We start from the raw sequence: 22,554 nt of genomic DNA on the forward strand, positions 1-22,554 counted from the left end.
TTTATTATTTCGTGTCAGTTTAATATTCGACTTTTTTTATATTATTTCCTCGTATAAACCAAATAAATAAACTACCCTTTTTTCGATACTCCCAGTAGAAGCATATATATGATAGGCACATTAAAAACACTAATACAATTCCCATTATCGCTTGTTTACAAACAAAAAAGACGTAACTACAAATAGTTACGCCTTCCCTATCATTTATCTAGGCTTTTTCTTCCCAGTAAATGCTGGTTTCTTTTTCTTTGGTGCTTTCGGTTTCGTTTCTACAAATGATCCCTTGAACATTTCTTGCTTCGTAAATACGATGCCTAGTTTTTTCGCAAATTGTAGTAATTTACGCTCTTCTTGTGGTGTTACAAGAGACACGACAGTTCCTTCTTTACCCATACGTCCAGTACGTCCTGAGCGGTGAATATATTGGTCTACTGTGTCTGGTAACTCTAAATGAATTACGTGTGTTAAATCGTCAATATCGATACCGCGTGCTGCAATATCAGTAGCAAGTAGAATTTCTAATTTCCCTCCGCGGAAAGCACGCATTGTCGCTTCACGCTCTTGTTTACTTGCTTCTGCATGAAGAGCCGCTGCTTTCATTTTACGGAATTTCAATTTCTCAGTAATTTCATCTAAACGGAATGGGTCGTTTAAGAACGCAACTGCTTTTACATCGCCCATATGCATAATTCTTCTTACGTAATCATTTTTTTCGCGTCGCTCACAAATGATATACGTATGCTCAACTAAGCTTTTTGATTCTGCACGTGTTACACGTACTAATTGTGGTTCCACTGCTAAATCACGTGCCGCATCTTCTGCCGCTTTTGTCATTGTCGCCGAGAAGAATACTAATTGACGATCGCGCATCGTTGATTTAATTACATCTTGCACTGCGCCCATCATTTTTTGCTTTACAATTTGATCAAACTCATCAAATACAATTGTTTTTACTTCATGCATTTTTAGCTTTTTCATACGAATTAATTCTAAAATACGGCCTGGTGAACCGACAATTACTCTTGGGTGTTTCTTTAATTTTTCAACTTGGCGCTTAATATCTGCACCACCAATTAAAGATGCACCTGAAATTTCAGTTCCTGCTGTAAACTTTTGAACCTCTTCATGAATTTGCATTACAAGTTCACGTGTTGGCGCTAAAACAACAACTTGTGGCTGTTTTACTTCAGGATTAATTTTATGTAAAAGGGGTAATAAGTACGCTAATGTTTTTCCTGTTCCAGTTGGAGATTCAGCTATAACGTCTTGTCCTTCTAAAATAGTTGGAATCGCTTGTTTTTGAATTTCAGTTAACTCTTTAAAACCAGCCTTCTCCCAAGCTTGTTGTAAAAATGGTTGCATATCTTTTATCATTTGTTTTTCTCCTTTATCTCTATTTTTGAAGAAAATGCTGTATTGTTCGCACCGTTTCTATCATGTGTGAAATAACAGCTATTAAATCATCAACATGGTCTTCTGTAATCGCTTTTTGAAATAGAACCTCTACCTTATTATGATATGAAATCGCTTGCTTATTATATTCGTATGAAACTTTCTGCATAATCATTCTTTCTTTTCCCCATATAGAACGCATTAATGTTTCAATTTCTTCGCATTTTACTTCTGGTTGTTCTAACGGGAATGAAAATGCTAGCTTCATCTCACAACCTGGTGTAAACTGAGGCACTTCTAGTATTTCACCAGACAAGTTCTTTGCATCCACAGATAATGAAAATGTTGCTTCTACTAATGGTTCAAACGGTTCTGTTAATTGAAATGAGATATGATATATGCGACTTAATGAAGCAAGATCCATCATATCTTTTCGATCTGTTACAAGAATATCTCCATGTAGATCAAAATCATACACAGCACCTTCTACGATTACTTTTAAATTGTCAAAAGCAGTTGGATCAAACATAATTTCCTCCAAAAAACAGGCGCCTTTCGATGGAAAGGCGCCACTTGATGTATATATAGTTTACAGATAAACGAGATGAATTACAACCTTTTAGAATAAACCTACTGCTTTTCCATCTTCATTTACATCCATTTGAAGTGCTGCTGGCTGTTTTGGAAGACCTGGCATTGTTAACATTGTACCTGTTAACGCAACGATAAAGCCTGCACCGATAGATGGTTTTAGCTCACGAATTGTAACGATAAAGTCAGATGGACGACCTAATTTTGTTGCATCGTCAGAAAGAGAGTATTGTGTTTTCGCCATACAAACTGGTAGATTACTCCAACCTTCTCCTTCATATTGAGCTAATTGCTTACGTGCTTTCGGAGCAAATTCAATATCTTTTGCGCCATATACTTTTTGAGCAATTGTACGAATTTTTTCTTCTAATGGTAATTCTAATTCATAAAGTGGTGCGTAGTTGTTTTCACCTTTTTCGATTTCTTTTAGTACTTTTTCAGCAAGGTCAACTCCGCCTTGGCCACCTTTCTCCCAAACTTCTGTTAAGGATACTGCATAGCCACGCTCATTACACCACTCTTGTAAGTATGTAACTTCTGCATCTGTATCTGTAATGAATTTATTAATTGCAATTACGAAAGGCACACCGAAGCTTTGAATTGTTTCAACATGCTTCTGTAAGTTTTCCATACCTTTTGCTAATGCATCTACATTTTCTTCTTTTAATTGATCTTTTGCAACGCCGCCATGCATTTTAAGCGCACGAATCGTCGCAACAATAACAACTGCTTCTGGTTTAATGCCAGCTGCACGAGCTTTAATATCTAAAAACTTCTCAGCGCCTAAATCAGCACCGAATCCAGCCTCTGTAATAACATAATCACCTAATTTTGCTGCCATTGTTGTAGCGATAACACTGTTACAACCGTGAGCGATATTCGCAAATGGTCCGCCATGAATGATAGCTGGTGTATTTTCTAACGTTTGTACTAAGTTCGGCTTTAATGCGTCTTTTAATAATAGTGTTAACGCACCTTCTACACCTAAATCTTTAACCGTTACAGGTTGATTTGCAAAGTTATAAGCAACTACGATGCGAGATAGACGCGCTTTTAAGTCTTGAATATCTGTTGCAAGGCAGAATACGGCCATAATTTCAGATGCTACTGTAATGTCAAAACCGTCTTCACGTGGTACACCTTGTACAGGTCCACCAAGACCAATTACTACGTTACGAAGGGCACGATCATTTAAGTCAACACAGCGTTTCCAAACGATTTTACGCGTATCAATTCCAAGTGTGTTTCCTTGTTGGATATGATTATCAATAAACGCTGCTAATGCGTTATTGGCAGTTGTGATCGCATGGATATCTCCAGTAAAGTGAAGGTTAATGTCTTCCATTGGTACGACTTGTGAAAAACCGCCACCTGCTGCTCCACCTTTTAATCCCATCGTCGGTCCAAGAGATGGTTCACGAAGTGCAATTACTGTTTTCTTACCAATTTTGTTAAAAGCTTGACCTAAACCAACTGTTACTGTTGATTTACCTTCTCCAGCTGGAGTTGGGTTAATCGCTGTTACTAAAACAACTTTACCGTCTTTCTCATCTTGTAAGCGCTTAAAAATATCAAGAGATAACTTACCTTTATAATGCCCGTATGGCTCTAATTCATCTTCTAAAATATTTAAATCAGCTGCAATTTCTTGAATCTTCTTCATACTCGCTTCTTGTGCGATTTCAATATCGGATTTCACTGTTGTAGTAGTTGTCATATACCCTAGTCCCCCTTTAATTGGTTCTGATGATATTGTATCAGTTTTTTGTATTTTCTGCACTTATTTACCTCCTAAAAATTCTTTCATTTCTTTATACGTTTTTTAACATAAATACCCATAAGAATGTTAACGATTGTTGTAACTCTGTAGGTAGTTGACCTAACATCTTCTCATTTACTCCGCGCTTATATACGCCGATGCCATCTATAACTTTAAAACCTTGTTCTTTCGCTAACTGTTCAAATTCCCAAGGCATCATCGTATTACAAACAACGTCTTTTCCATACAAGCGAGGATAACTGTTCTCTCGTGGCTTTGCTGTCGGCCCTAAAATTGCAATACATGCATATCCATCTTTCTTTAACACACGCTTTATTTCATTTAACGCTCGTAATGGCTCTTCCGTCCATTCTAAAGAATTAATTGCCATAATTGATTCAAATTGCTCATTTTCAAATGGTAATGCAGAAAGATCTCCTTTTATAAAAGATAAATTTGGTCCTTCTCCGCGCTCCTTACCTTTTTGAATCATCACTTCCGATAAATCTACTCCCACTGCTTTATAGCCTGCGCGACTTAATTTATATGTACCGTACCCATCACCACAACCAACATCGAGCACTTGTGCTTCTTTCTTCACGTATTGTTCAAAAAACGGAATAATTGTACTTCTGCTACCACTGTCCCACATCTCTTGACTATTTTGATTCCAAAACTCTGCGCTACTATCCCATTTCTTTTCTGCTGATTCATGCCAATTAAATTTCGTCATACATTCCCCTACCTTCACGCTTTATCACTCATTTCATTCTACATCATTTTCCAAAATTCCTGTTTTATCTTCATAAGGAGATATACATGCTAATGAAGGAATCTTTATTCTCCAATTTTTGCTTTACTTGGGTTTAACTCATACTCATGTTCTTCTCTTTATGAAAGATACTATAGGTACACCCAATTGAAAGAGAGGGATGTACATGCGAAGAAAGAGAAATCATCATTTTAAAAGTGGTGAAAAAAACGAAGAGTATGCAGCTGAAATATCACCAGCTGGCATTCCAATTAGACATAAGCGTAAAGAAATTGCAAATGAGATAGAAGGTACAAATACCGGTGCAATGGTAGGCTATGTCGCTTTATTTCTTTCGTTATTCTCCATTGCTTTTTATCCAGTTACGCTCGGCTCCCTAGCAATTTTAGTTGGCCTATTAGCTGTCAATTTCGGAGCAAGAACACTTGGATATACAGCAATTGGTTTTGGTAGTTTTTCTGTTTTATTCACTTTATTTTATCCGCTTGCTTTGTCAGCGTTTTAAAAAAACACACCAAGTCATACTTGGTGTGTTCATTCATGATACAACATAATATGGCCGCATCCACAACAATGTTTCGCTGTAATTTCTTGAAACACTGGATAATTTTCTTCATCTCGATGCTCAATAAATACTTTTTCAAATCGATACATGTTTGGTGCATATGCCCAATCTTGTTTCGTACGTGCATATAACGTTGAGGAAAAAAACTCCTCACCGCCACAAACGATACATGTGTTCTTCATCAATACCCCTCCTATGCTTGTCTTACTTCATCTATATGAACATAAGCATAAAAAAAAGACCTTCTATTACTAGAAAGTCTTCTCTGAAACAAAAAGAAATGTACCAAACATTCCTACTCCGCTATATTCTTTTGAGACACCAGCTTCTGTTTTAAATGTTTGCTTTACAGTCATAAAGAATACACCATTTCGTGCATCTGTACTTTCAAATTGTAGTTTTTCTTTTTTACCATCTACATTTTGCGTGCATTCAAAACTACTCTCATTACAATTCAACGCATACTTATCCTGTACATACACTTTAAAATCTGATTCTTTCGGACAAGTTATAAGTAATATTGCCACGAGAATAATACTTATAATACCCACAATTGTATAATATTTCTTCATTTGTACTCCTTTCAAATGACAAGAAAACTTGACTTCATACGCCAAGTTTTCTTAGTCAACAACCCATTGCCACTCTTGTTCTTTCTTATCAAAAATGAGCCAACCTGTTTCTGTTGCTTCCTCTTTCAATTCATCGATATTATCTAACACCTCATCCGTACTTTCATACGAACCAACTACATATACCGGAATTTCAAGACCTCTTCTTGACTCAATCTTCCCTGCTAGATCTATGTAAAGACCATCTTCCATGAGTGGAATAAGTCCCATAATCAATTCTTTTGAAATCGCTGGGAAAATTTTTGATTTTTGGAAGAAAGAAAAACGTTTCTTACCGAAAGCACCGAGTTTATACGGAATGACTTTACTTAACATTCCTACAAAATCAGCAATTCTACGATAATACACTTTGTTGTACCATCCGTCATCATGTGAAAAATAAACAAATCTATTTTTCAACAGCGGAAAGAATGTTCTTGCAAGTGGTTCTTTTTTGTGAGCCAAATATAATAATTCTGCAATTTCTTTCGGCTCTAATTCATCTAAATCGCTTGCATCATCAAAATCTACCCAACAAAATTCATCAAATTCATCAATCTCTGCTTGAATTAACTTATGTATATTTTCTTCCTCAACATATTCAAATAAAGTATGATAATGAAAATCCGTCCATTCAAAGTTGTGCTTTAAAAGCAACACTTGATGAAGCGGTGAAGGGATGTTACTCGCAAACTCTTTAAACGTAATTCCTGATGTAATAAAACAATGACCTCGACGATTACCATTAATATATATCATATTCTTTACTTGGTCAGATCCTCCAGACAAAGCACCTAGCCACCTTCGTTTTATATGTTTCAATTCTATAGCATATTTTAACATGAAAAATTTTAGAAACATAGAAAAAACTTCAAAAACTATTTACAATTTCATGTGTTTTATTACATAGTGATTACAAGAAAAAACGCCTGCTCATAAGCAGGCGTTTTTAAAGGATTTCATCAGGGTTTTGAGGATGATGATTTCCCTCTTTCTTTTCTTCTTTTTGGAACATCGATTGAATTTTATCAATTGTTTGTGGAGCTAATTCAATCATTTTTTCTGCTAAATGTGTCGCATTTTGTAGATGTAGAATATTTACTCCATCTTTATTCACCACAAGAAATGCTACTGGTGTAATCGAAACACCACCCGCGCTACCGCCACCAAATGCAGGGTTACCGTTCGCTCTTTGTCCATCATTCGTTTGGAAATCAGAACCTCCTGCTCCAAAACCGAACGCTACTTTAGAAACCGTTAACACTACACCACCGTCAGCCGTTTGAACAGGCTCTCCAACAATCGTATTTACATCGACCATTTCTTTTAAATTTTCCATTGCTGCTTTCATTAACCCTTGAATTGGATGATCCACCGTTCATAACCTCCTTTGTCATATCTTTCCTAGTTTTTCCGAAAGTTTGTGAACTAAACATAAAATTTTATATTGATTTCAAAAAACTTAAGTTGTAATATTTAGAAAAATAAAAAAGAGGTCGATTCGTTATGATGCGAAAATTAACAAAGAAAGATCATGAACAAGTATTCGCTTACCTAAAAGAAGAAGCAGCCCTTAACTTGTTTATTATTGGAGATATTGAAGCTTTCGGTTATGACATAGATTTTCAAGAACTATGGGGAGTATTTAAAGAGAATGGAACATTAAAATCAATTCTACTCCGATTCCACGATTCATTTATACCCTATAGTAAAGAAGAATTTATTACCACTGATTATGAGGCACTTCTTTCCACATATAAGCCGCTTAAACTCTCTGGTAAGTCAACTATCGTAGAACAATTTGAAACTGCTTCAAATATACAACTAGGTACTAAAAATGAAATGTATTTTTGCGAATGTCTAAATGACAACAACTTACCTAGCACACCAATTCATGAAACAATTAAACTTGCCTCACTCGATGATATAGAACGAATTATGAAATTACGAAGTGACATCGCTGAATTTCCGACTACCAATGAATCAGAGAAAATATTAAGGCAGGCTATCGAAACAAATACAGGACGCACATACTATATTGAAAAAGATGGCGTGATCATCGCATCCGCCTCTACTTCCGCTGAAAATTCATTATCTGCTATGGTAGTTGGTGTATGTACACACCCGAATTATCGCGGAAATGGTTACGCTTCACTCATATTACAAAAAATGATCCAAGACTTTACGAAAGAAGACCGAACACTTTGTTTATTTTATAACAATCCAGCTGCTGGACGAATTTATAAACGACTAGGATTTAAAGACATTGGAATGTGGACGATGTATCGATAATAAGAAGTACTCTATAAGAGGAAATAGTTGTAACTTAGTAATACAAGCAAATTACAAAATAACTCACACCGTTATTATGAAGATGGAGAAACTACTTGTAAAGCCGTGCCCCTAACTAAAACATGTCATGTATTCAAACTAAATTTAGACAGATAAACGCCCCAATTGTTGCATCTACTCCAGCAATTGAGGCTACCTGTTTATTCTCAAATTCTTTCCGCTACAAATAGAAATATTTATGAAAGATTTATCTCACTTATGTCACTATTATCTTTACGTGCAAATGCCCTTCTTAATATTACTGCTTCTTATTATACTTTACTTTAAAATCAATATATTCCTGTCTCGCATCCTGATTATTACCTTGCTGACTATCAAAATATGTGTGTATCTGTGATATATATTTTACTAACTTGCCTTCATCATTTCTCTTCTTATAATTCATTACGATACTTACTTGTAATATCTGCTCTAAGCCATTTTTAGAATCTATATGCAATGCGATTGATCCACCACCATATTCATCATATTGTATTTTCAAGTTATCATTAATAATGCTCTGAAAATCTGATTCAGTTAATTTGTATCCAACAGTACTAGGTTGATCAAACTTTTTTATATCACCTTTGGGCTTCATCTTTAGTTTCCCTATTCCTTTTAAACGATCTACAATTAAGTTCACGTATGAAACATCTAGATTTGAATCCGGACTTTGCACCTTTTCATTTTTATACATAATATTTGTACTATAATTAACTTCTTCTTTATAATTTTTATTATCTACTTCCGAGGTAATTTCTTGTGTTGTATTTCCATATAAACTTTTATCTTTCGTATTATATATGCCTTTCGAAGTTTGATAGATTGTTTTACTGTGCTCTCCATCTTCCTTTTGCTCATATGTACTATATATACCTCTTTGTTTCACATACGCATATCCATCATCACTCGCAGACATAACCGTTTTCATGTCACCTTCATCCAAAGCTTTGACAAATGGCTCATACTCTATCTTTTCTTCAAAAAAGCTACATGCTTGTAGTAGGCTGATTGTTATTATGATAGTAATCATTTTAGAAACCCTTTTTTTGTTCATTTCATCATCACACTACCCACTCTATATTTTCAATTAGATAACCTACTAATCACTTTTATCACCTTACATAAGTAAATTTTCTTTTCGTAGTTCAAATACTCTCCTATAAATTATTACTTTTTCATCATCAAAACTTACAATACACACTTTCTTTATGCCTTACGTTTCGATTTACTTTTTTTATTTTTCTTTTGATATCTTGGAGTTTCTCTTTTATGTTGCTCCCATGTTTTATTAAATGATGGAAATTTAAACCTGCAATATGCTAATAGCTGAAATTCAGCTGCTCCGATTGCTACTGCGTACATTAAAATGCTCCCAACCACATACATTAGTAAAGCATCAAACCCATAGTCGTTACGAAAATAAATTAAAATCAGAAGGAGTGGTACGTATATCATTACTCCCTTCAGTACATTCATCTTTGTATTACTAAAAAATGATTTAGATCTCTCATCCATACTAAATGCACCTTCACTTGCTTGCTTAAACGTATCAATTGTTGTCACAATATGAAAAAAACTGCTCCTAGAAATAATAAACTTGCAAGCGTCAATGTAAAAACATCAATCGACTTATTAGCTATTTCAGAAACGATTAAAGCTGTGAGCCCAATCGTTCCTAATTGAAATGCGTATAATAACACGACAATTGTTTGTAATTTTTGAAATTTAAAACGAGCTTTCGGAAATAGATATAGTATTAAAAAAATTATTTGTAAACTATATAAAACTAATTCAATACTAACAATTATTTTTCCAAAAAAAGTTGAATAGTAATCCCAACCATCTGTAACTAGTGCTACGAAAATAAAAAACATTAATAATGAAACAAAAATGATTGTTCCCATCATAAATCCCGTCGCACCTTCAGGACTTAAACGATTTCTACATGTAATCCTAAATTGATCTAAATCTTCTTCTTTTATATTCCACATCCTGGCTCTTCACCTTCTATACAGTTTAAATAATTTTCATTCACTTCAGTTCTCTTTCACTCTTATTTATTTTTCGATTGGGATTTTGTATTTCGCTTTCAAAATCTCCCATGTATTCTCTCATTCTCTTCCCACGTTATATTTAATGGCAGACATTTAAATTTATTATGCCATTTCCCTTTATGCCTTACGTTTCGATTTACCTTTTTTATTTTCCTTTCGATATCTTGGAGTCTCTCTTTTATGTTGCTCCCATGTTTTATTAAATGATGGAAATTTAAATCTGCAATATGCTAATAGCTGAAATTCAGCTGCTCCTATGGCTATCGTATACATTAAAACAGTTCATATTACATATCCAATAAAAGTGTCAAACGCATAATCATTATGAAAATAAATCAAAATAAGAAGGATTAATGCGTATATTGAAGCCACTTTCATCATAGTTCCTTTTGTTTTACTAAAAAAGGATACGGATCTTTCATCCATACTAAACGCACCTTCACTTGCCAATTTAAATGTATCTATTGTTGTTACAATATGAAAAATTACTGCTCCTAAATATAGCAAACATACATAATTCAATGTACTACGATCCATTGAATTATTAGCTATTTCAGAAACAACTAAAACTGTAAGTAATATAGTAGCCATTTGAAGTGCGTATAAGAATACAACAAGTGTTTGTAGCTTTTGAAATTTAAATTGAGCTTTTGGAAATAAATATAGAATGAAAAAAATTACTTGCAGAGCATATAACAACACTTCTAGCTTAACGATTCCTATATTAAGGAGAACCATACAGTACTCCCAACCACCTGATACAATAATAGAAAAAACGGCTATTGAACTATAAAGTATTCCTCCAAACATAAATCCTGTAGCCCCCTCAGGACTTAAACGATCATTACATGTCATCCTAAACTTATATAAATCTTCTTCTTTTATATTCCACATCCTGGCTCTTCACCTTCTATATGTTTCAATTATTTTGCGCGCACTAAAATTCTATTAATATTTTATTTATTTTTCGTTTTGAATTTCTTATTTCGCTTTCGAATTCTCCCACGCATTCTCTCATTCTCTTCCCATGACATATGAAATGACTTGAATTTAAATCTACAATACATTAATAGCTGAAATTCAGCTGCACCGACAGCAATTGTATACATTAATACAGTACCTACCACATAAAGGACTAAGACATCGAACGCATAATTAGTATGAAAATAAATCAAAACAAGAAGGGTTAGTGTATATAGTGTAGCCCACTTCATCACATTCCCTTTTGTTTTACTAAAAAATGAGGTAGATCTTTCATCCTTACTGAACGCACCTTCACTCGCTTGTTTAAACGTATCGATAGTTGTCACAATGTGAACAATGACTGCTCCTAGGAATAACATACCTACATATATTAATGTAATTCTGTCAATTGAATCCTCAGAAATCCCAGGAAGAATCAACGCTGTGAATGTTATTGTACCTAATTGAAATGCATATAATATTACAACGAGCGTTTGTAACTTTTGAAATTTATAACGTGCTTTTGGAAATGAATATAGAATTAAAAAGATGAATTGTAAGCTATATAAAACAATTTCAATTTTAACAATTGTTTTGTCAAAGAAAGTATTATAATACTCCAAGCCCCCCATAAAAATAAAAAACATAAATACTGAAGTATAAACTATCCCTCCAATAAAGAAAACCATAGCACCCTCAGGGCTTAAACGATCTTTACATGTCATCCTAAACTTATATAAATCTTCTTCTTTTATATTCCACACCCTGACATTTCCCCTTCTATACAGTTTAAATAATTTTCGTGCACTAAAATTCTATTTCACTCTTACTTACTTTTCGTTTTGGATTTTGTATTTCGCTTTCGCATTCTCTCATTCTCTTCCCACGTCATATGAAATGACTTGAATTTGAATCTACAGTACACTAAGAGCTGGAATTCTGCTGCTCCTATTGCTACTGCATACATAACAACATTACACATAACATAACCAAACATTGTGTTTAATGAGTAATTATTATTTATATAAATCAAAACAAGAAGAATTAACACATAAATTACAGCACCTTGTATAACATGTCCCTTTGTTTTACTAAAAAACGAAGCTGATTTGTCTTCACTACTAAATGCACCCTCGCTTGCTTGTTTAAATGTATCAACTGTTGTCACAATATGAACAATAATTCCACCTAATACTAATAGCCCTACATAAACACATGTATTGAGATCAATTGAATGCTCTATCATCCCAGAAAGAACAAATAACATGCATCCGATAGTTCCAAGTTGAAATGCATATAATAATATCACGAGCGTTTGTAATTTTTGAAATTTATAACGAGCTTTAGGGAATAAATATAGTATTAAAAACATTACTTGCAAACCATATAACACTAATTCAATCCTAACAATTACCTTATCAAACAAGGTAGTATAATAATCCATTCCTCCCACAAAAATAATAACCATAAATAATGAAGTATAAAATATCGTTCCGAGCATAAAACCCGCAGCACCTTCAGGACTTAAACGCCCTTGACATGTCATTCGAAACTTATCTAAATCTTCTTCTTTTATATTCCACACCCTGACATTTCACCTTCTATACAGTTTAAATAATTTTCATTCACTTCAATTCTATTTCACTCTTATTTACTTTTCGATTTGGATTTTATATTTCGCTTTCGAATTCTCCCACGCATTCTCTCATTCTCTTCCCATGACATATGAAATGACTTGAATTTAAATCTACAGTACACCAATAGTTGAAATTCTGCCGCTCCGATCGCAACCGCATACATTAAAACAGTTCCTACTCCATACATAACAAAAAAATCAATTGAATAATCATTTTGAAAATACATTAAAATAAGTAGTATTAATATATATATTATAGCCCCCTTTATCATAGCTCCTTTTGTCTTACTAAAAAACGAGGTGGATCTTTCATCACCACTAAATGCACCTTCACTTGCTTGTTTAAATGTATCTAGCGTTGCTGCAATATGGATAATAACTGCTCCTACAACTAGTAGCCCGGTATACATCCTACCAATCGAATTATCAGCCATTTCAGAAATAATTGAAACTACAAATAATATCGTTCCAAGTTGAAACGCATATAGTAATACGATTAGCGTTTGTAACTTTTGAAATGTAAAACATGCTTTCGGAAATAGATATATAATTAAAAATATAATTTGAATACTAAATAACACAATTTCAGTTTTAACAATTGTTCTATCAAAAAAATTGTTGTAGTAATTCAAATCACCTACAAAAATAATAAACATAAATATTGAAATATAAAATATTGTTCCAAGCATAAAACCCGTAGCACCTTCTGGACTTAAACGGCTTCTGCATGTCATCCGAAATGCTTCTAAATCTTCCTCTTTTATATTCCACACCCTGACATTTCCCCTTCTATACAGTTTAAATAATTTTCGTGCACTAAAATTCTATTACATTCTTAATATTTTTAAGTACATAGATCTTTGTACAACTAAATTCAGATAATCTTTTAGGTATATCATTACCATAATCATCTAACCAGAATGCCTTTTGATGGTTCAAGTAGTATTCTTTTTCCTCAAAAGTTCCAAATATTCTTCTTTCAATTAAGTATAACCGTCTTCTTGTCACCTTCATCCAATGCCTTTATTAGACTCTCATACTCTATTTTGATTTACCAAAACTATACGCGCTCAGCAAAACATAACTGTTATCACAGTAACTATTTTTCACTACCCCTTTACTCATATCCTCACAACATTTATCATTCTCAAAATTCAATCAAAATATATTATTTTTAATTTATATACTCTTTTCATAATTTACATATTCTTTTTGGAACTTTGATTATTCTCTTCTCTGGTATGATAATATGTTGAAATTTCTTGATTGCGTTTTATAAGCTTATCTTCTTTTCGTTCTTCATAATTTACTGATATTGTTATTTGTATTATTCTCATTTGATCTTCTTTTGTATCATTAGGCGTATTAAATTCGATCATCAATATTGCAGAATCAAATTTATCATATTTTAAATTTAACTTATCATTCATTATGCTTTTAAACTGTAATTCAGTTAAATCATAGCTTATTATGCTCGGTTCACTAGATCTTTTTATCTTCACTCGGTTTCAATTTACTAAGTTCATTTAATCCTCTAAACATTAATTTTACATATGAAACATCTATGCCTTGATTCTGGGCTATTGAACGGGATTTTTCATTTTTCAAATTTGTACTATAGACAGTTTCTTTTTGGTAATTTTGATTACTACCAACGTTTTTATCATTTTTTATATCAGTAGCAATCTTTTGAGTTGTTTTCCCATATAAGTCGTTTTCTTTCACATTATATATTCCATGGGTTGTTTGATATATTATCCTGCTATGTTCACCATCTTCTTTTTCTTCATAAGTACTTTCGCTAGTCTCTTCTTTCACATATGCATATCCATCATCACTCGCAGACATAACCGTTTTCATATCCCCTTCATCCAATGCCTTTACTAATCTCTCATACTCTATCTTAGTCTCCCCAAAGCCACATCCACTTAATAAACTTGATACTATTAACAGAACTATCATCATCCTAGCTTTCTTCTTTAACTTCATACTGACACCCCGCTGATTTCTCTAGGCATTTTTAAGTTCATTACATTCCCATTTTGATAGTAATATAGTTCACCTTTACTTACCGGTATTTATTAACTCATACAGATTATATTGAAGATACTTTAATTTTTAATAGCATTGATTTATATACAATCCTTAATTGCTTATATATTCTATTCGAATTTTCAGAAACCAAAACTTATTTTATTTCTTTAGTTTTCTTTTTTTCCTTCTCTTCATAAAGCTTTAGTCTTTTCTGACGTTCCATTTCGTGTTCCTCCCACGAAATATAAAATGACGGAAATTTAAATCTGCAATAGGCTAATAATTGGAACTCTGCTGCACCTATGGCTACCGCGTACATTATTAAAGTTCCTCCCGCATACAATCCTAAAATATTTTGTGTATAATCATTATGCACATAAATTAAAATGAGAAGAATTAACACATAAATTACAGGACACTTTATTGCAGTCCTCTTTGTTTTACTAAAAAATGAAGAGGATTCTTCTCCCTTATTAAATGCCCCTTTACTTGCCTGTCTAAAAGTATCAATAGTCGCTAAAATATGTAAAATGACTGCACCTAAAAATAATAACCCAACATACATTAATGTAATTTGATCAATTGAATAATTTGACATTCCTGGAATTATCAACATTGTAAATGTTATAGTGCCTAGCTGAAATGCATATAATAGTACCACAAGTGTTTGTAGTTTCTGTAATTTAAATGGCATCTTAGGAAACAGATAAATAATTAAAAAAATTACTTGAAGACTATAAAACACTAACTCAAGGCTAACAATTATTTTATCAAAGAGAGTCGGGTAATAACTCCAACCAAACCTTATTAACCCTCCAATAAGAAAAAACATTATTAAAGAAATAAAAAACATCGTTCCAAACATAAATCCTGTAGCCCAATCGGGACTTAAGCGATTCTTGCAAGTACTTTTAAATTCATTTAAATTTTCTTCTTTTATATTCCACATATAATTACACCATCTTTTCTAAAATCATGTAATAACTCTATTTTTGTAGACAAACTGAGAGTAAATAAATGTTTTTAGTATTTCATATTAAACTAGCCTTTTTACTTTTTTAACGAACACAAAATACAGCGATAGCATTAGTATTAAGCCTATTCCACAAACCAATACACCTCCATATTCTTTCTGGTATAAAAATAAACATAGTAACAATATAGCTCGGTATTGACAAAATAATGAGCCACTTCCCAGAAACTCTGCTATTTTATATAGAATTAAAAAATAAACATAATCCCGACAATAATAGGTGCTATTACACTTTCAAATAAACCTTTTTCTTTTTTACAGCTTTAGATTCTTTATTCAAGATATTACATTCCTCCCTTTACTAGTTAATTTATGAATAATGTATTCATTCTATCTTCAATGTAAGTTTACGAGTATCATTTATAACTTTCATTTCAGTTTTTGTTTCGCTTTTGTTCTTTCTCTCTTATTCTTTTTCTATTTGCTATAAATTCTTGGCGTTCCTTTTCATGTTGTTCCCACGTAATATTAAATGATGGAAATTTAAAGCGACAATACACCAATAGGACGAATTCTGCTGATACTACAGCAAATGTATATAATATTATTGTTTGTGTCACATAAATTGCCATTTCATCAAATGTATAATTAAGGTTTAAAAAAATTAATACAAGTAGAACGATTACACTGATTGTTATTCCAATCAAAAAATATAATTTCGTGTCAGTAAAAAACGAGACAGCCGGTCCTTCTAATTTATATCCTCCATGCTTTGCTTTTCTAAAAACATCGATCGTTGCTACAATGTGAGTACAAAGCGCCCCTAACATTATTAAACCAATATAAACTAACGTTTTATTATTACTTGGAAAATCAAACATTCCTTCAACCATCATAACGATAAATGGTAATGTTGCTAATTGAAAAGAATAAAATAAAGTCACGATGGCTTGGAGTTTCTGTAATTTAAAAGCAACCTTTGAAGACATGAAAATTATTAAAAAAATCAACTCCAAAATGTATAACTTTACCTCAGATCGTACCAAAAATGTTTCAAGTGGTGTTAAAGAAATCTTATCACCGTTCAGCAAAACACCTAAAAACATGATGAGCATTGGTATAGAAGTATATGCAAAAACTCCCCCATAAAAAATTCTTATATAATCCGGACTTAATCGATTTCTATTTTCAATTTTAAAAAGACCCATATCTTCTTCTCTTATATTCCACATTCAGCCTTTTCACCTTCTATATAGTTTAAATAATTCTCATACACTTAAATTCTATTTCATCCTTATTTACTTTTCGTTTTGGATTTTGTATTTTGCTTTCGAATTCTCCCACGCATTCTCTCATTTTCTTCCCAAGTCATATTGAATGATTTAAATTTGAATCTACAGTACACCAATAGCTGGAATTCTGCTGCACCAACGGCTACTGTGTACAGTAAAATAGTACCTATTACATATCCAATCAAAGTATCAAACGTATAATCATTATGAAAATAAATCAAAACAAGTAGGATTAATGCGTATATTGAAGCTACTTTCATCATAGCTCCTTTTGTTTTACTAAAAAAGGAAGCGGATCTTTCATTCATACTAAAAGCACCTTCACTTGCCTGTTTAAACGTATCAATCGTTGTCACAATATGAACAATCACTGCTCCTATAAATAAGAAACCTACATATACCAATGTAATCTAACTTTTTAAGTACATTCATCTTTGTGTAACTAAATTTAGATAATCTTTTATGTATAATTACCGTACATAATCAGAATGCTTTTGATAGTTCAAATAGCCTTCTTTCTCCTCAAAAGCTCTAAATATTCTTCTCTCTTTCACTTAAGCATATCCCTCATACTCTATTTTTGTTTCCCCCGAAACTGCACTCACTTAGTAAAAACGTTACTGTCATCACAATTGTATCGAGATAATATAGCTTTAATTTTATCTTCAGAAAGGTGATAACCTCCCATCAACAATATGCTAGGAGGTTATTACAGTTATTTAAAATTTGTTTTTTATTTTAATGGATTCGATTTTTGCAAATAATAATGTTATTTAATTTGAGCAGCGAATATTAAAAACATACTGCTTAATAACTCGTAATTAAGTCTTCCCCCTCATATCTAGGGTCTTTCTCAACTTTACCATCTTTTGTTTTGATGACTTTTAGTCTACCTAACCACTCTGCTCCGTTATATGTCTCTTCACTTACCCATACATTATGCTTTTTACCATCTACCTCAACTACTAATGTGGGGTGTGTAAACATGAATTCCTTCTCTACATGCCTACCTACAATTTCTGCATGTAATGATGTACCTTCTTCAACTAATTTACTATTTTGATACCCTTCGATAATAGGTAATCCAATAAATACAAAGAGTATCAGTCCAAATACGATTACTTTCTTCTTTGTACTCCATTTATTCTTTTCTTTCAATTCCTTCTGTCTCGCTTCTCTTTCTTCGCGTTCATCCAAACTCTCATTTAAAGCATCTTCCCATGCCTTAATTTCCGCTTCGATTTCTGCTTCAGCTCTTGCTAGTTGTTCTAGTTGTTCATCGGTTGCTACCATCTCATATGAGTTGTCTCCAACCAAACGAATTTCAGCACCATTTTCTTTTACTTTTCGCAAGTCTTTTTCTGTACAATTAAACTCTCGAATGATTTCCCCTTGTGTGTTTACCAGTCTAACGTAAATGTTTTTTTTCTCCTTCTTCTTAAACATCTGAACTCCCCCTTATTTGTTTCCTATCATAGATAACCCTATTGCAATTAAGAGAAAGAAAACGATAATAAGGAAAGTCTTCCCTTTGCTTACTTGTGTTGTAGAACCTTCCAAGACAGCCCATATAAAAATTGGGAAAAGAAGAATACCTAGAAGAATATCAACTAACTTTTTGCTACTCTTCTTTAGTGGTTTTTCTTCTACTATCGGTTTTATCTGAACAGCTTCTTTTCTTATTTGTTTCGGTTTCTTTTTCTTGCGTCTATGATTCACCCAACTTACTCCTTTTAGAATAACTTTTTCCTAACTATAAAAATACCGAAATATCCCCATTTTCCATTTTATAAACCTGTCCAGATATTACAAAATCTGTGGCTTTAATGGCGCCATCCAAAGGACCATATTCATTTATAAGACTGCGGCAATTCTTCATATTGGTCCCGTATACGTACTTAACCACATCCTTATTTAAAACAGGCGCAGGATTTAAAGCTAATACGTTTATATTATCTTCTTGATGTCTTAATGCAACTGTATTCGCTGCTCCGCCACCTAAAGAGTGCCCTAGTAAAGTTATCTTCTTTCCTTTATTACTCGCCTTGACTTTTTCATAAAATTTTTCTGCTTGACTATACTGAAATTCCGCTAATGATCCCAATATAGGTGAATTAGTTAAATTATGCAGCCAAATTGCTCCATCGGTTGCTAAATAGCCTATTTGGCTCGGTTGGTTTCCAATGTATACAATGAAAATTTCATGCGTGTTTCTTTCCTCTAAATCATATGCCCCAAATCCAGTCACTGAATGAATATCATCAGAAACTATAAGATTAGCATTAAAGTTGTCTTGTAACTTCTGTTTATTTATTATTGGATCAGAATTATTATATTTTTTTCTTGTCCATTATAATCATAAATATCTCTTGCCGATAATCTTAATTTTCCTACATCACTACTTAATTTATAATCTTCCTCGTTCACCATATTCTCCCCTTATATATTAATGGCTTTCTTTAAATTTCTTTTCATATTGTAAGTAATCTTTTTGATTTCCAATTATTTTCTTCTTTATTACGTAAATATGTTGTTATTTCTTGATCATGCCCAATCATATTATTTTCTTCATTTCTTTGTTTATAGCCTATCGAAATTGTTATCTCTGTTATTTTCATCGGATTTTCCTTTGTATCCTTAGCAGAATTAAATTCAATTAGTAGTGTTGCATAACTAAACTTCTCATACTCTAATCCTAAATTCCCATTAAATAGCTCTTTAAATTGAGTTTCTGATAAATTATAGCTTATCGTAGTTGGTTGGCTGAAGCTTTTTTTATTCACATTTGGTTTCAATTCATTTATTCCTTGCACTCTATTGAGCATTAATTTTATATTAGACATATCTTTCCCTCGATTTGAAGCTTCTAGCTGTCCATTTTCGTATCTTATATCTGACTTGAATACAAATTCTTCTTTATATTGTGGGTTGTCACTATGTTTTTCATCCTCAACTGGAGTATTGACTTTCTTTTGTGTCTCACCAAAAAGAATATTATCTTTAATGCTATAAATACCTTGCGTTGTTTGATAAACTACTCCTATTTGCTTATTATTATCCTCAATAAAAGTACTATCCCTAACCTCTTCTTTCACATACGCATACCCTTCATCACTCGCAGACATAACCGTCTTCATATCACCTTCATCCAATGCCTTTACTAATCTCTCATACTCTATCTTCGTCTCCCCAAAACCACATCCACTTAATAAACTTGCTACTATTGACAGTACTATCATCATCTTAGCTTTCTTCTTTAACTTCATACTGACACCCTTATTCAATCAAAATAAGCTTTCCTCTTTCCATTTTGGAAGAGGAAAGCTTATTTCCTTTTAAATTTATTTTTTTCCCTTTATTTCTAACTCTTGTGCTTGTTGTTGCTTTTTATTTTTTTCAATTACTTTTTCAACAAACTCATTCCGCCACATTTTAAACTTAGCTGCGAATTGACCTTCAATTTTATTTCGATACCCTTCAAATTTAACCTCTGCAATATCCGTGTGGTTAAATAATTTATACGTCTCTTCGGTTAAACCCACTGGATGCAACACTCCGCCATAATCATAGAATGTGTTTTCATCAAGTAATAAACCTCTCGTAGTAATTACATACTCCGCATCTTCCTCTTCTTTAAGACCCAATCTTACAACACTGCCTAAAGGTAATACTTTATCCATATAGTCTTTCATATTAATTCACTGTCCCTTTTAGTACGCTAATTTTCTCTTCTATTTTTTGTCTTTTTTTCTCTAATTGACGGATACGATCAATAAATGCCTCACGTGTTTTTCCTTGTAATGTGCTATCAATACTACTCTCTAACCTTCTAATATCTCCCGTTAAAGATGCAGCTGCTTTTTCCAATTGCACTACAACGTTTATAATTTGTTCTCGTCCACCACTAGCTGGAAATGTACTATGAACTCTTGACATTATCGTATGTAAATCCACCTTCATACCCCTCTCTTTTAAATTTATAAACTTGGAGTTTTAATAATATGAAACTGCTCCTAATTCTTCGTCTTTTGCAAACATAGAAAATACCGCTTCTGAAACATCGTCGTTTAATTGTTTTAAATCTTTCGATAACTCCTTCACATCTTTAGCAATTTCACCTAATAAAGAATGGTTTATCCCCCTACTGTTATCATTCATAAAGAGATTTAACAATGAGTGACGATGACTTAATATATGTTCAGATACAATTGCAGCTACATTTGTATCAACTACAAAATCTCCTTTAAACAAATCTAGTAAATCTTGCACGTAAGAAGCTGCAACTTCTTTTGCAATATCTAAAATTTCACTTGTAGCTAAATATACTACAACACTTCCAGCTAAAAAATTTATAGCAGTATTAAATACAGACTCTAATACTTCTAAAACTTTTTCCTTACATTTCGCTAAAGTTGTTTCAATCCATTCTACAGCGATATCTACCGCTCCTTTTATTTCAACTGTAGCCATTATACTAAATTGGATTGCTTCTGCTGTAATTTGAGACTTTAGTCCTTCATACTTTGTATTTAATCTTGAAAAACCTTCTTGAACTTTTTCTCTTAGCTTTTCAAGCTCCTTGCTGCCTTGTACAATGTCCGAGTAACCTAATATTCCACCTATAATACTAGAAATTGGCGTTGCATTTAGTATCAAATTAATTGCAGTTCCAGCTACCTTTTCTTCTTCTATAGAAACTTTTCTATGAAATACATCATGTATAGTTCCTGTGTATATAGCCCCAGCAGATTGAGAAAACTCCATAAATCCTGGGATAATATCCCACCCCGTATCGTTATCACTTGCTAGTTTATCAATCCATATTAGATGTCCATTCTCATCATAATCCTTCAATGTAAAAGCATATGAGTGACCAGCTTGATTCGGAATTTTATACATTCTTCCCGGAAGTGTGAAGTCTGCTGCCTTTATCCCAATATGTAGTGGATCATTCTGATTAATGATATTCCGAACATTTTTCATATCAAACCCATTACCAAATTTATCAACATCTCGGTTTAATACAGGCGCTGGATTTAATGTTAATGTTTCAATATTATCTTCTTGGTGTCTTAACGATACAGTATTAGCTATACCACCACCTAATGAATGCCCTGTTACACTAATTTTGGCAGAAGGGTTATCATGTTTAACCTTCAAATAAAATTCTTCTCCTTGATCATACTGTCTAACTGTAAAATCGTGTTCCAAATTACCTAACATTATTTTATTTGCACCTGTTATATTATGTCCCCCAATTTCACCATCTGTTATTGCATCCGTTGCATCTTCCGTTCCTACATATGTTATTACAATTTCTCCTGTAGACCTATCTTTAAAAGCGTATGCAGCAAATCCTGTATTTTCATCAACTTTATCATCTATAAAATCTGCGTTAAATTTATCCTGTAATGTCTTTTTATTTTTTTGACTTAGTTGGTTATACGGTTCTTTACCAGCTTTAAAGTCATAAATATCCTTTCCAGCTAGCTCCAATTTCCCCCAATCAGAATTTATCTCTCTTACCTCTATATCCTCTATTATTTCTTTATCTTGCTCCACATCCTTACTCATATTA

22 protein-coding genes and 7 pseudogenes are annotated in these 22,554 nt (G+C 32.8%); 2 read left to right on the forward strand and 27 right to left on the reverse strand.

Translation table 11 applies throughout. The features are described 5' to 3' along the window. Nucleotides 1–204: 204 nt before the first annotated feature. The 4 genes from IQ781_RS05130 to IQ781_RS05145 all read right to left on the reverse strand — a co-directional run bounded on the left by IQ781_RS05130 (nt 205) and on the right by IQ781_RS05145 (nt 4,475). The gene (locus IQ781_RS05130) at nt 205–1,374 is read right to left on the reverse strand and encodes a DEAD/DEAH box helicase (RefSeq protein WP_000588613.1); all 1,170 of its coding nucleotides are present in this window, start codon (nt 1,372–1,374) and stop codon (nt 205–207) included. 19 nt (nt 1,375–1,393) lie between these two features. Continuing rightward, nucleotides 1,394–1,921 carry a hypothetical protein gene (locus IQ781_RS05135; protein WP_000460219.1) on the reverse strand — a complete coding sequence of 176 codons (528 nt, stop codon included), beginning with the start codon at nt 1,919–1,921 and terminating at the stop codon, nt 1,394–1,396. Between the two features lie 90 nt (nt 1,922–2,011). Then, nucleotides 2,012–3,700 carry a formate--tetrahydrofolate ligase gene (locus IQ781_RS05140; protein ID WP_014482011.1) on the reverse strand — a complete coding sequence of 563 codons (1,689 nt, stop codon included), beginning with the start codon at nt 3,698–3,700 and terminating at the stop codon, nt 2,012–2,014. A gap of 94 nt (nt 3,701–3,794) precedes the next feature. Next, nucleotides 3,795–4,475, reverse strand: a complete 681-nt coding sequence (locus IQ781_RS05145; protein WP_000160043.1) for a class I SAM-dependent methyltransferase — start codon at nt 4,473–4,475, stop codon at nt 3,795–3,797. 205 nt (nt 4,476–4,680) lie between these two features. Here IQ781_RS05145 and IQ781_RS05150 point away from each other — a divergent pair, with 205 nt between their 5' ends. Continuing rightward, nucleotides 4,681–5,019: a hypothetical protein gene (locus tag IQ781_RS05150; RefSeq protein ID WP_001253200.1), complete on the forward strand. Its 339-nt coding sequence runs from the start codon at nt 4,681–4,683 to the stop codon at nt 5,017–5,019. A gap of 29 nt (nt 5,020–5,048) precedes the next feature. On the opposite strand, the gene IQ781_RS05155 is transcribed toward IQ781_RS05150, so the two are convergent. From IQ781_RS05155 to ytfJ, 4 genes are all read right to left on the reverse strand, one after another. Continuing rightward, the gene (locus IQ781_RS05155; protein ID WP_000798747.1) at nt 5,049–5,261 is read right to left on the reverse strand and encodes a hypothetical protein; all 213 of its coding nucleotides are present in this window, start codon (nt 5,259–5,261) and stop codon (nt 5,049–5,051) included. Between the two features lie 69 nt (nt 5,262–5,330). After that, a complete protein-coding gene (locus tag IQ781_RS05160) occupies nt 5,331–5,651 on the reverse strand; it encodes a hypothetical protein (RefSeq protein ID WP_000761174.1) in 321 nt (106 codons plus the stop codon). A gap of 51 nt (nt 5,652–5,702) precedes the next feature. Next, complete coding sequence (locus tag IQ781_RS05165) at nt 5,703–6,479, reverse strand: oxalate:formate antiporter (RefSeq protein ID WP_000014087.1); 777 nt, start codon at nt 6,477–6,479, stop codon at nt 5,703–5,705. Nucleotides 6,480–6,639: 160 nt separating this feature from the next. Then, the gene (gene ytfJ / locus IQ781_RS05170; protein ID WP_000349991.1) at nt 6,640–7,065 is read right to left on the reverse strand and encodes a GerW family sporulation protein; all 426 of its coding nucleotides are present in this window, start codon (nt 7,063–7,065) and stop codon (nt 6,640–6,642) included. Between the two features lie 131 nt (nt 7,066–7,196). On the opposite strand from ytfJ, the gene IQ781_RS05175 reads away from it, so the two are divergent. Then, nucleotides 7,197–7,982, forward strand: coding sequence for a GNAT family N-acetyltransferase (locus tag IQ781_RS05175; protein ID WP_139846907.1), 786 nt, complete (start codon nt 7,197–7,199; stop codon nt 7,980–7,982). A 298-nt stretch (nt 7,983–8,280) separates the two neighbouring features. Here the strand turns inward: IQ781_RS05175 and IQ781_RS05180 are convergent, their stop codons facing one another. The 19 genes and pseudogenes from IQ781_RS05180 to IQ781_RS05270 all read right to left on the reverse strand — a co-directional run bounded on the left by IQ781_RS05180 (nt 8,281) and on the right by IQ781_RS05270 (nt 22,550). Further along, entirely contained in the window at nt 8,281–9,054 is a 774-nt protein-coding gene (locus tag IQ781_RS05180; RefSeq protein ID WP_139846906.1) for a DUF3952 domain-containing protein, read from the reverse strand. Nucleotides 9,055–9,230: 176 nt separating this feature from the next. Next, a pseudogene (locus IQ781_RS05185) lies at nt 9,231–10,015 on the reverse strand (hypothetical protein). A 180-nt stretch (nt 10,016–10,195) separates the two neighbouring features. Continuing rightward, a pseudogene (locus IQ781_RS05190) lies at nt 10,196–10,972 on the reverse strand (hypothetical protein). 62 nt (nt 10,973–11,034) lie between these two features. Next, the gene (locus IQ781_RS05195) at nt 11,035–11,805 is read right to left on the reverse strand and encodes a hypothetical protein (protein ID WP_000267165.1); all 771 of its coding nucleotides are present in this window, start codon (nt 11,803–11,805) and stop codon (nt 11,035–11,037) included. Nucleotides 11,806–11,867: 62 nt separating this feature from the next. Then, entirely contained in the window at nt 11,868–12,626 is a 759-nt protein-coding gene (locus tag IQ781_RS05200; RefSeq protein WP_065211628.1) for a hypothetical protein, read from the reverse strand. 62 nt (nt 12,627–12,688) lie between these two features. After that, on the reverse strand, nt 12,689–13,450 hold the full coding sequence (locus IQ781_RS05205; protein WP_000267152.1) for a hypothetical protein: 762 nt from the start codon (nt 13,448–13,450) through the stop codon (nt 12,689–12,691). A 206-nt stretch (nt 13,451–13,656) separates the two neighbouring features. Further along, nucleotides 13,657–13,728 carry a DUF3952 domain-containing protein gene (locus IQ781_RS05210; protein ID WP_117616460.1) on the reverse strand — a complete coding sequence of 24 codons (72 nt, stop codon included), beginning with the start codon at nt 13,726–13,728 and terminating at the stop codon, nt 13,657–13,659. A gap of 128 nt (nt 13,729–13,856) precedes the next feature. After that, nucleotides 13,857–14,666: pseudogene (locus IQ781_RS05215) on the reverse strand (DUF3952 domain-containing protein). A gap of 199 nt (nt 14,667–14,865) precedes the next feature. Further along, nucleotides 14,866–15,660, reverse strand: a complete 795-nt coding sequence (locus IQ781_RS05220; protein WP_065211629.1) for a hypothetical protein — start codon at nt 15,658–15,660, stop codon at nt 14,866–14,868. An 87-nt stretch (nt 15,661–15,747) separates the two neighbouring features. Beyond that, nucleotides 15,748–16,024: pseudogene (locus IQ781_RS05225) on the reverse strand (hypothetical protein). Nucleotides 16,025–16,118: 94 nt separating this feature from the next. Beyond that, a complete protein-coding gene (locus IQ781_RS05230) occupies nt 16,119–16,916 on the reverse strand; it encodes a hypothetical protein (RefSeq protein ID WP_065211630.1) in 798 nt (265 codons plus the stop codon). A gap of 62 nt (nt 16,917–16,978) precedes the next feature. After that, nucleotides 16,979–17,386: pseudogene (locus tag IQ781_RS05235) on the reverse strand (hypothetical protein); the annotation flags it as partial. A 397-nt stretch (nt 17,387–17,783) separates the two neighbouring features. Next, the gene (locus IQ781_RS05240; protein WP_000473563.1) at nt 17,784–18,422 is read right to left on the reverse strand and encodes a hypothetical protein; all 639 of its coding nucleotides are present in this window, start codon (nt 18,420–18,422) and stop codon (nt 17,784–17,786) included. A 12-nt stretch (nt 18,423–18,434) separates the two neighbouring features. Beyond that, on the reverse strand, nt 18,435–18,695 hold the full coding sequence (locus tag IQ781_RS05245) for a hypothetical protein (RefSeq protein WP_001016543.1): 261 nt from the start codon (nt 18,693–18,695) through the stop codon (nt 18,435–18,437). Between the two features lie 37 nt (nt 18,696–18,732). Then, nucleotides 18,733–19,406, reverse strand: a pseudogene (locus tag IQ781_RS05250) (lipase family protein); the annotation flags it as partial. 16 nt (nt 19,407–19,422) lie between these two features. Further along, nucleotides 19,423–20,242: pseudogene (locus IQ781_RS05255) on the reverse strand (DUF3952 domain-containing protein). Between the two features lie 75 nt (nt 20,243–20,317). Beyond that, nucleotides 20,318–20,668, reverse strand: a complete 351-nt coding sequence (locus IQ781_RS05260; RefSeq protein ID WP_000656382.1) for a DUF4176 domain-containing protein — start codon at nt 20,666–20,668, stop codon at nt 20,318–20,320. Nucleotide 20,669: 1 nt separating this feature from the next. After that, complete coding sequence (locus tag IQ781_RS05265; protein ID WP_000363098.1) at nt 20,670–20,930, reverse strand: hypothetical protein; 261 nt, start codon at nt 20,928–20,930, stop codon at nt 20,670–20,672. 39 nt (nt 20,931–20,969) lie between these two features. After that, nucleotides 20,970–22,550, reverse strand: a complete 1,581-nt coding sequence (locus tag IQ781_RS05270; protein WP_139846904.1) for a lipase family protein — start codon at nt 22,548–22,550, stop codon at nt 20,970–20,972. Nucleotides 22,551–22,554 lie beyond the last annotated feature (4 nt).

Source organism: Bacillus sp. N447-1 (assembly GCF_022701035.1).
Classification (GTDB): domain Bacteria; phylum Bacillota; class Bacilli; order Bacillales; family Bacillaceae_G; genus Bacillus_A; species Bacillus_A cereus.

What these genes read in the sequence shown, in the direction of transcription:
- IQ781_RS05130 (WP_000588613.1), bottom strand. Translation starts at nt 1,374, where the DNA reads ATGATAAAAGATATGCAACCATTTTTACAACAAGCTTGGGAGAAGGCT.
- IQ781_RS05135 (WP_000460219.1), bottom strand. Translation starts at nt 1,921, where the DNA reads ATGTTTGATCCAACTGCTTTTGACAATTTAAAAGTAATCGTAGAAGGT.
- IQ781_RS05140 (WP_014482011.1), bottom strand. Translation starts at nt 3,700, where the DNA reads ATGACAACTACTACAACAGTGAAATCCGATATTGAAATCGCACAAGAA.
- IQ781_RS05145 (WP_000160043.1), bottom strand. Translation starts at nt 4,475, where the DNA reads ATGACGAAATTTAATTGGCATGAATCAGCAGAAAAGAAATGGGATAGT.
- IQ781_RS05150 (WP_001253200.1), top strand. Translation starts at nt 4,681, where the DNA reads ATGCGAAGAAAGAGAAATCATCATTTTAAAAGTGGTGAAAAAAACGAA.
- IQ781_RS05155 (WP_000798747.1), bottom strand. Translation starts at nt 5,261, where the DNA reads ATGAAGAACACATGTATCGTTTGTGGCGGTGAGGAGTTTTTTTCCTCA.
- IQ781_RS05160 (WP_000761174.1), bottom strand. Translation starts at nt 5,651, where the DNA reads ATGAAGAAATATTATACAATTGTGGGTATTATAAGTATTATTCTCGTG.
- IQ781_RS05175 (WP_139846907.1), top strand. Translation starts at nt 7,197, where the DNA reads ATGATGCGAAAATTAACAAAGAAAGATCATGAACAAGTATTCGCTTAC.
- IQ781_RS05180 (WP_139846906.1), bottom strand. Translation starts at nt 9,054, where the DNA reads ATGATTACTATCATAATAACAATCAGCCTACTACAAGCATGTAGCTTT.
- IQ781_RS05220 (WP_065211629.1), bottom strand. Translation starts at nt 15,660, where the DNA reads ATGTGGAATATAAAAGAAGAAAATTTAAATGAATTTAAAAGTACTTGC.
- IQ781_RS05230 (WP_065211630.1), bottom strand. Translation starts at nt 16,916, where the DNA reads ATGTGGAATATAAGAGAAGAAGATATGGGTCTTTTTAAAATTGAAAAT.
- IQ781_RS05240 (WP_000473563.1), bottom strand. Translation starts at nt 18,422, where the DNA reads ATGTTTAAGAAGAAGGAGAAAAAAAACATTTACGTTAGACTGGTAAAC.
- IQ781_RS05260 (WP_000656382.1), bottom strand. Translation starts at nt 20,668, where the DNA reads ATGAAAGACTATATGGATAAAGTATTACCTTTAGGCAGTGTTGTAAGA.
- IQ781_RS05270 (WP_139846904.1), bottom strand. Translation starts at nt 22,550, where the DNA reads ATGAGTAAGGATGTGGAGCAAGATAAAGAAATAATAGAGGATATAGAG.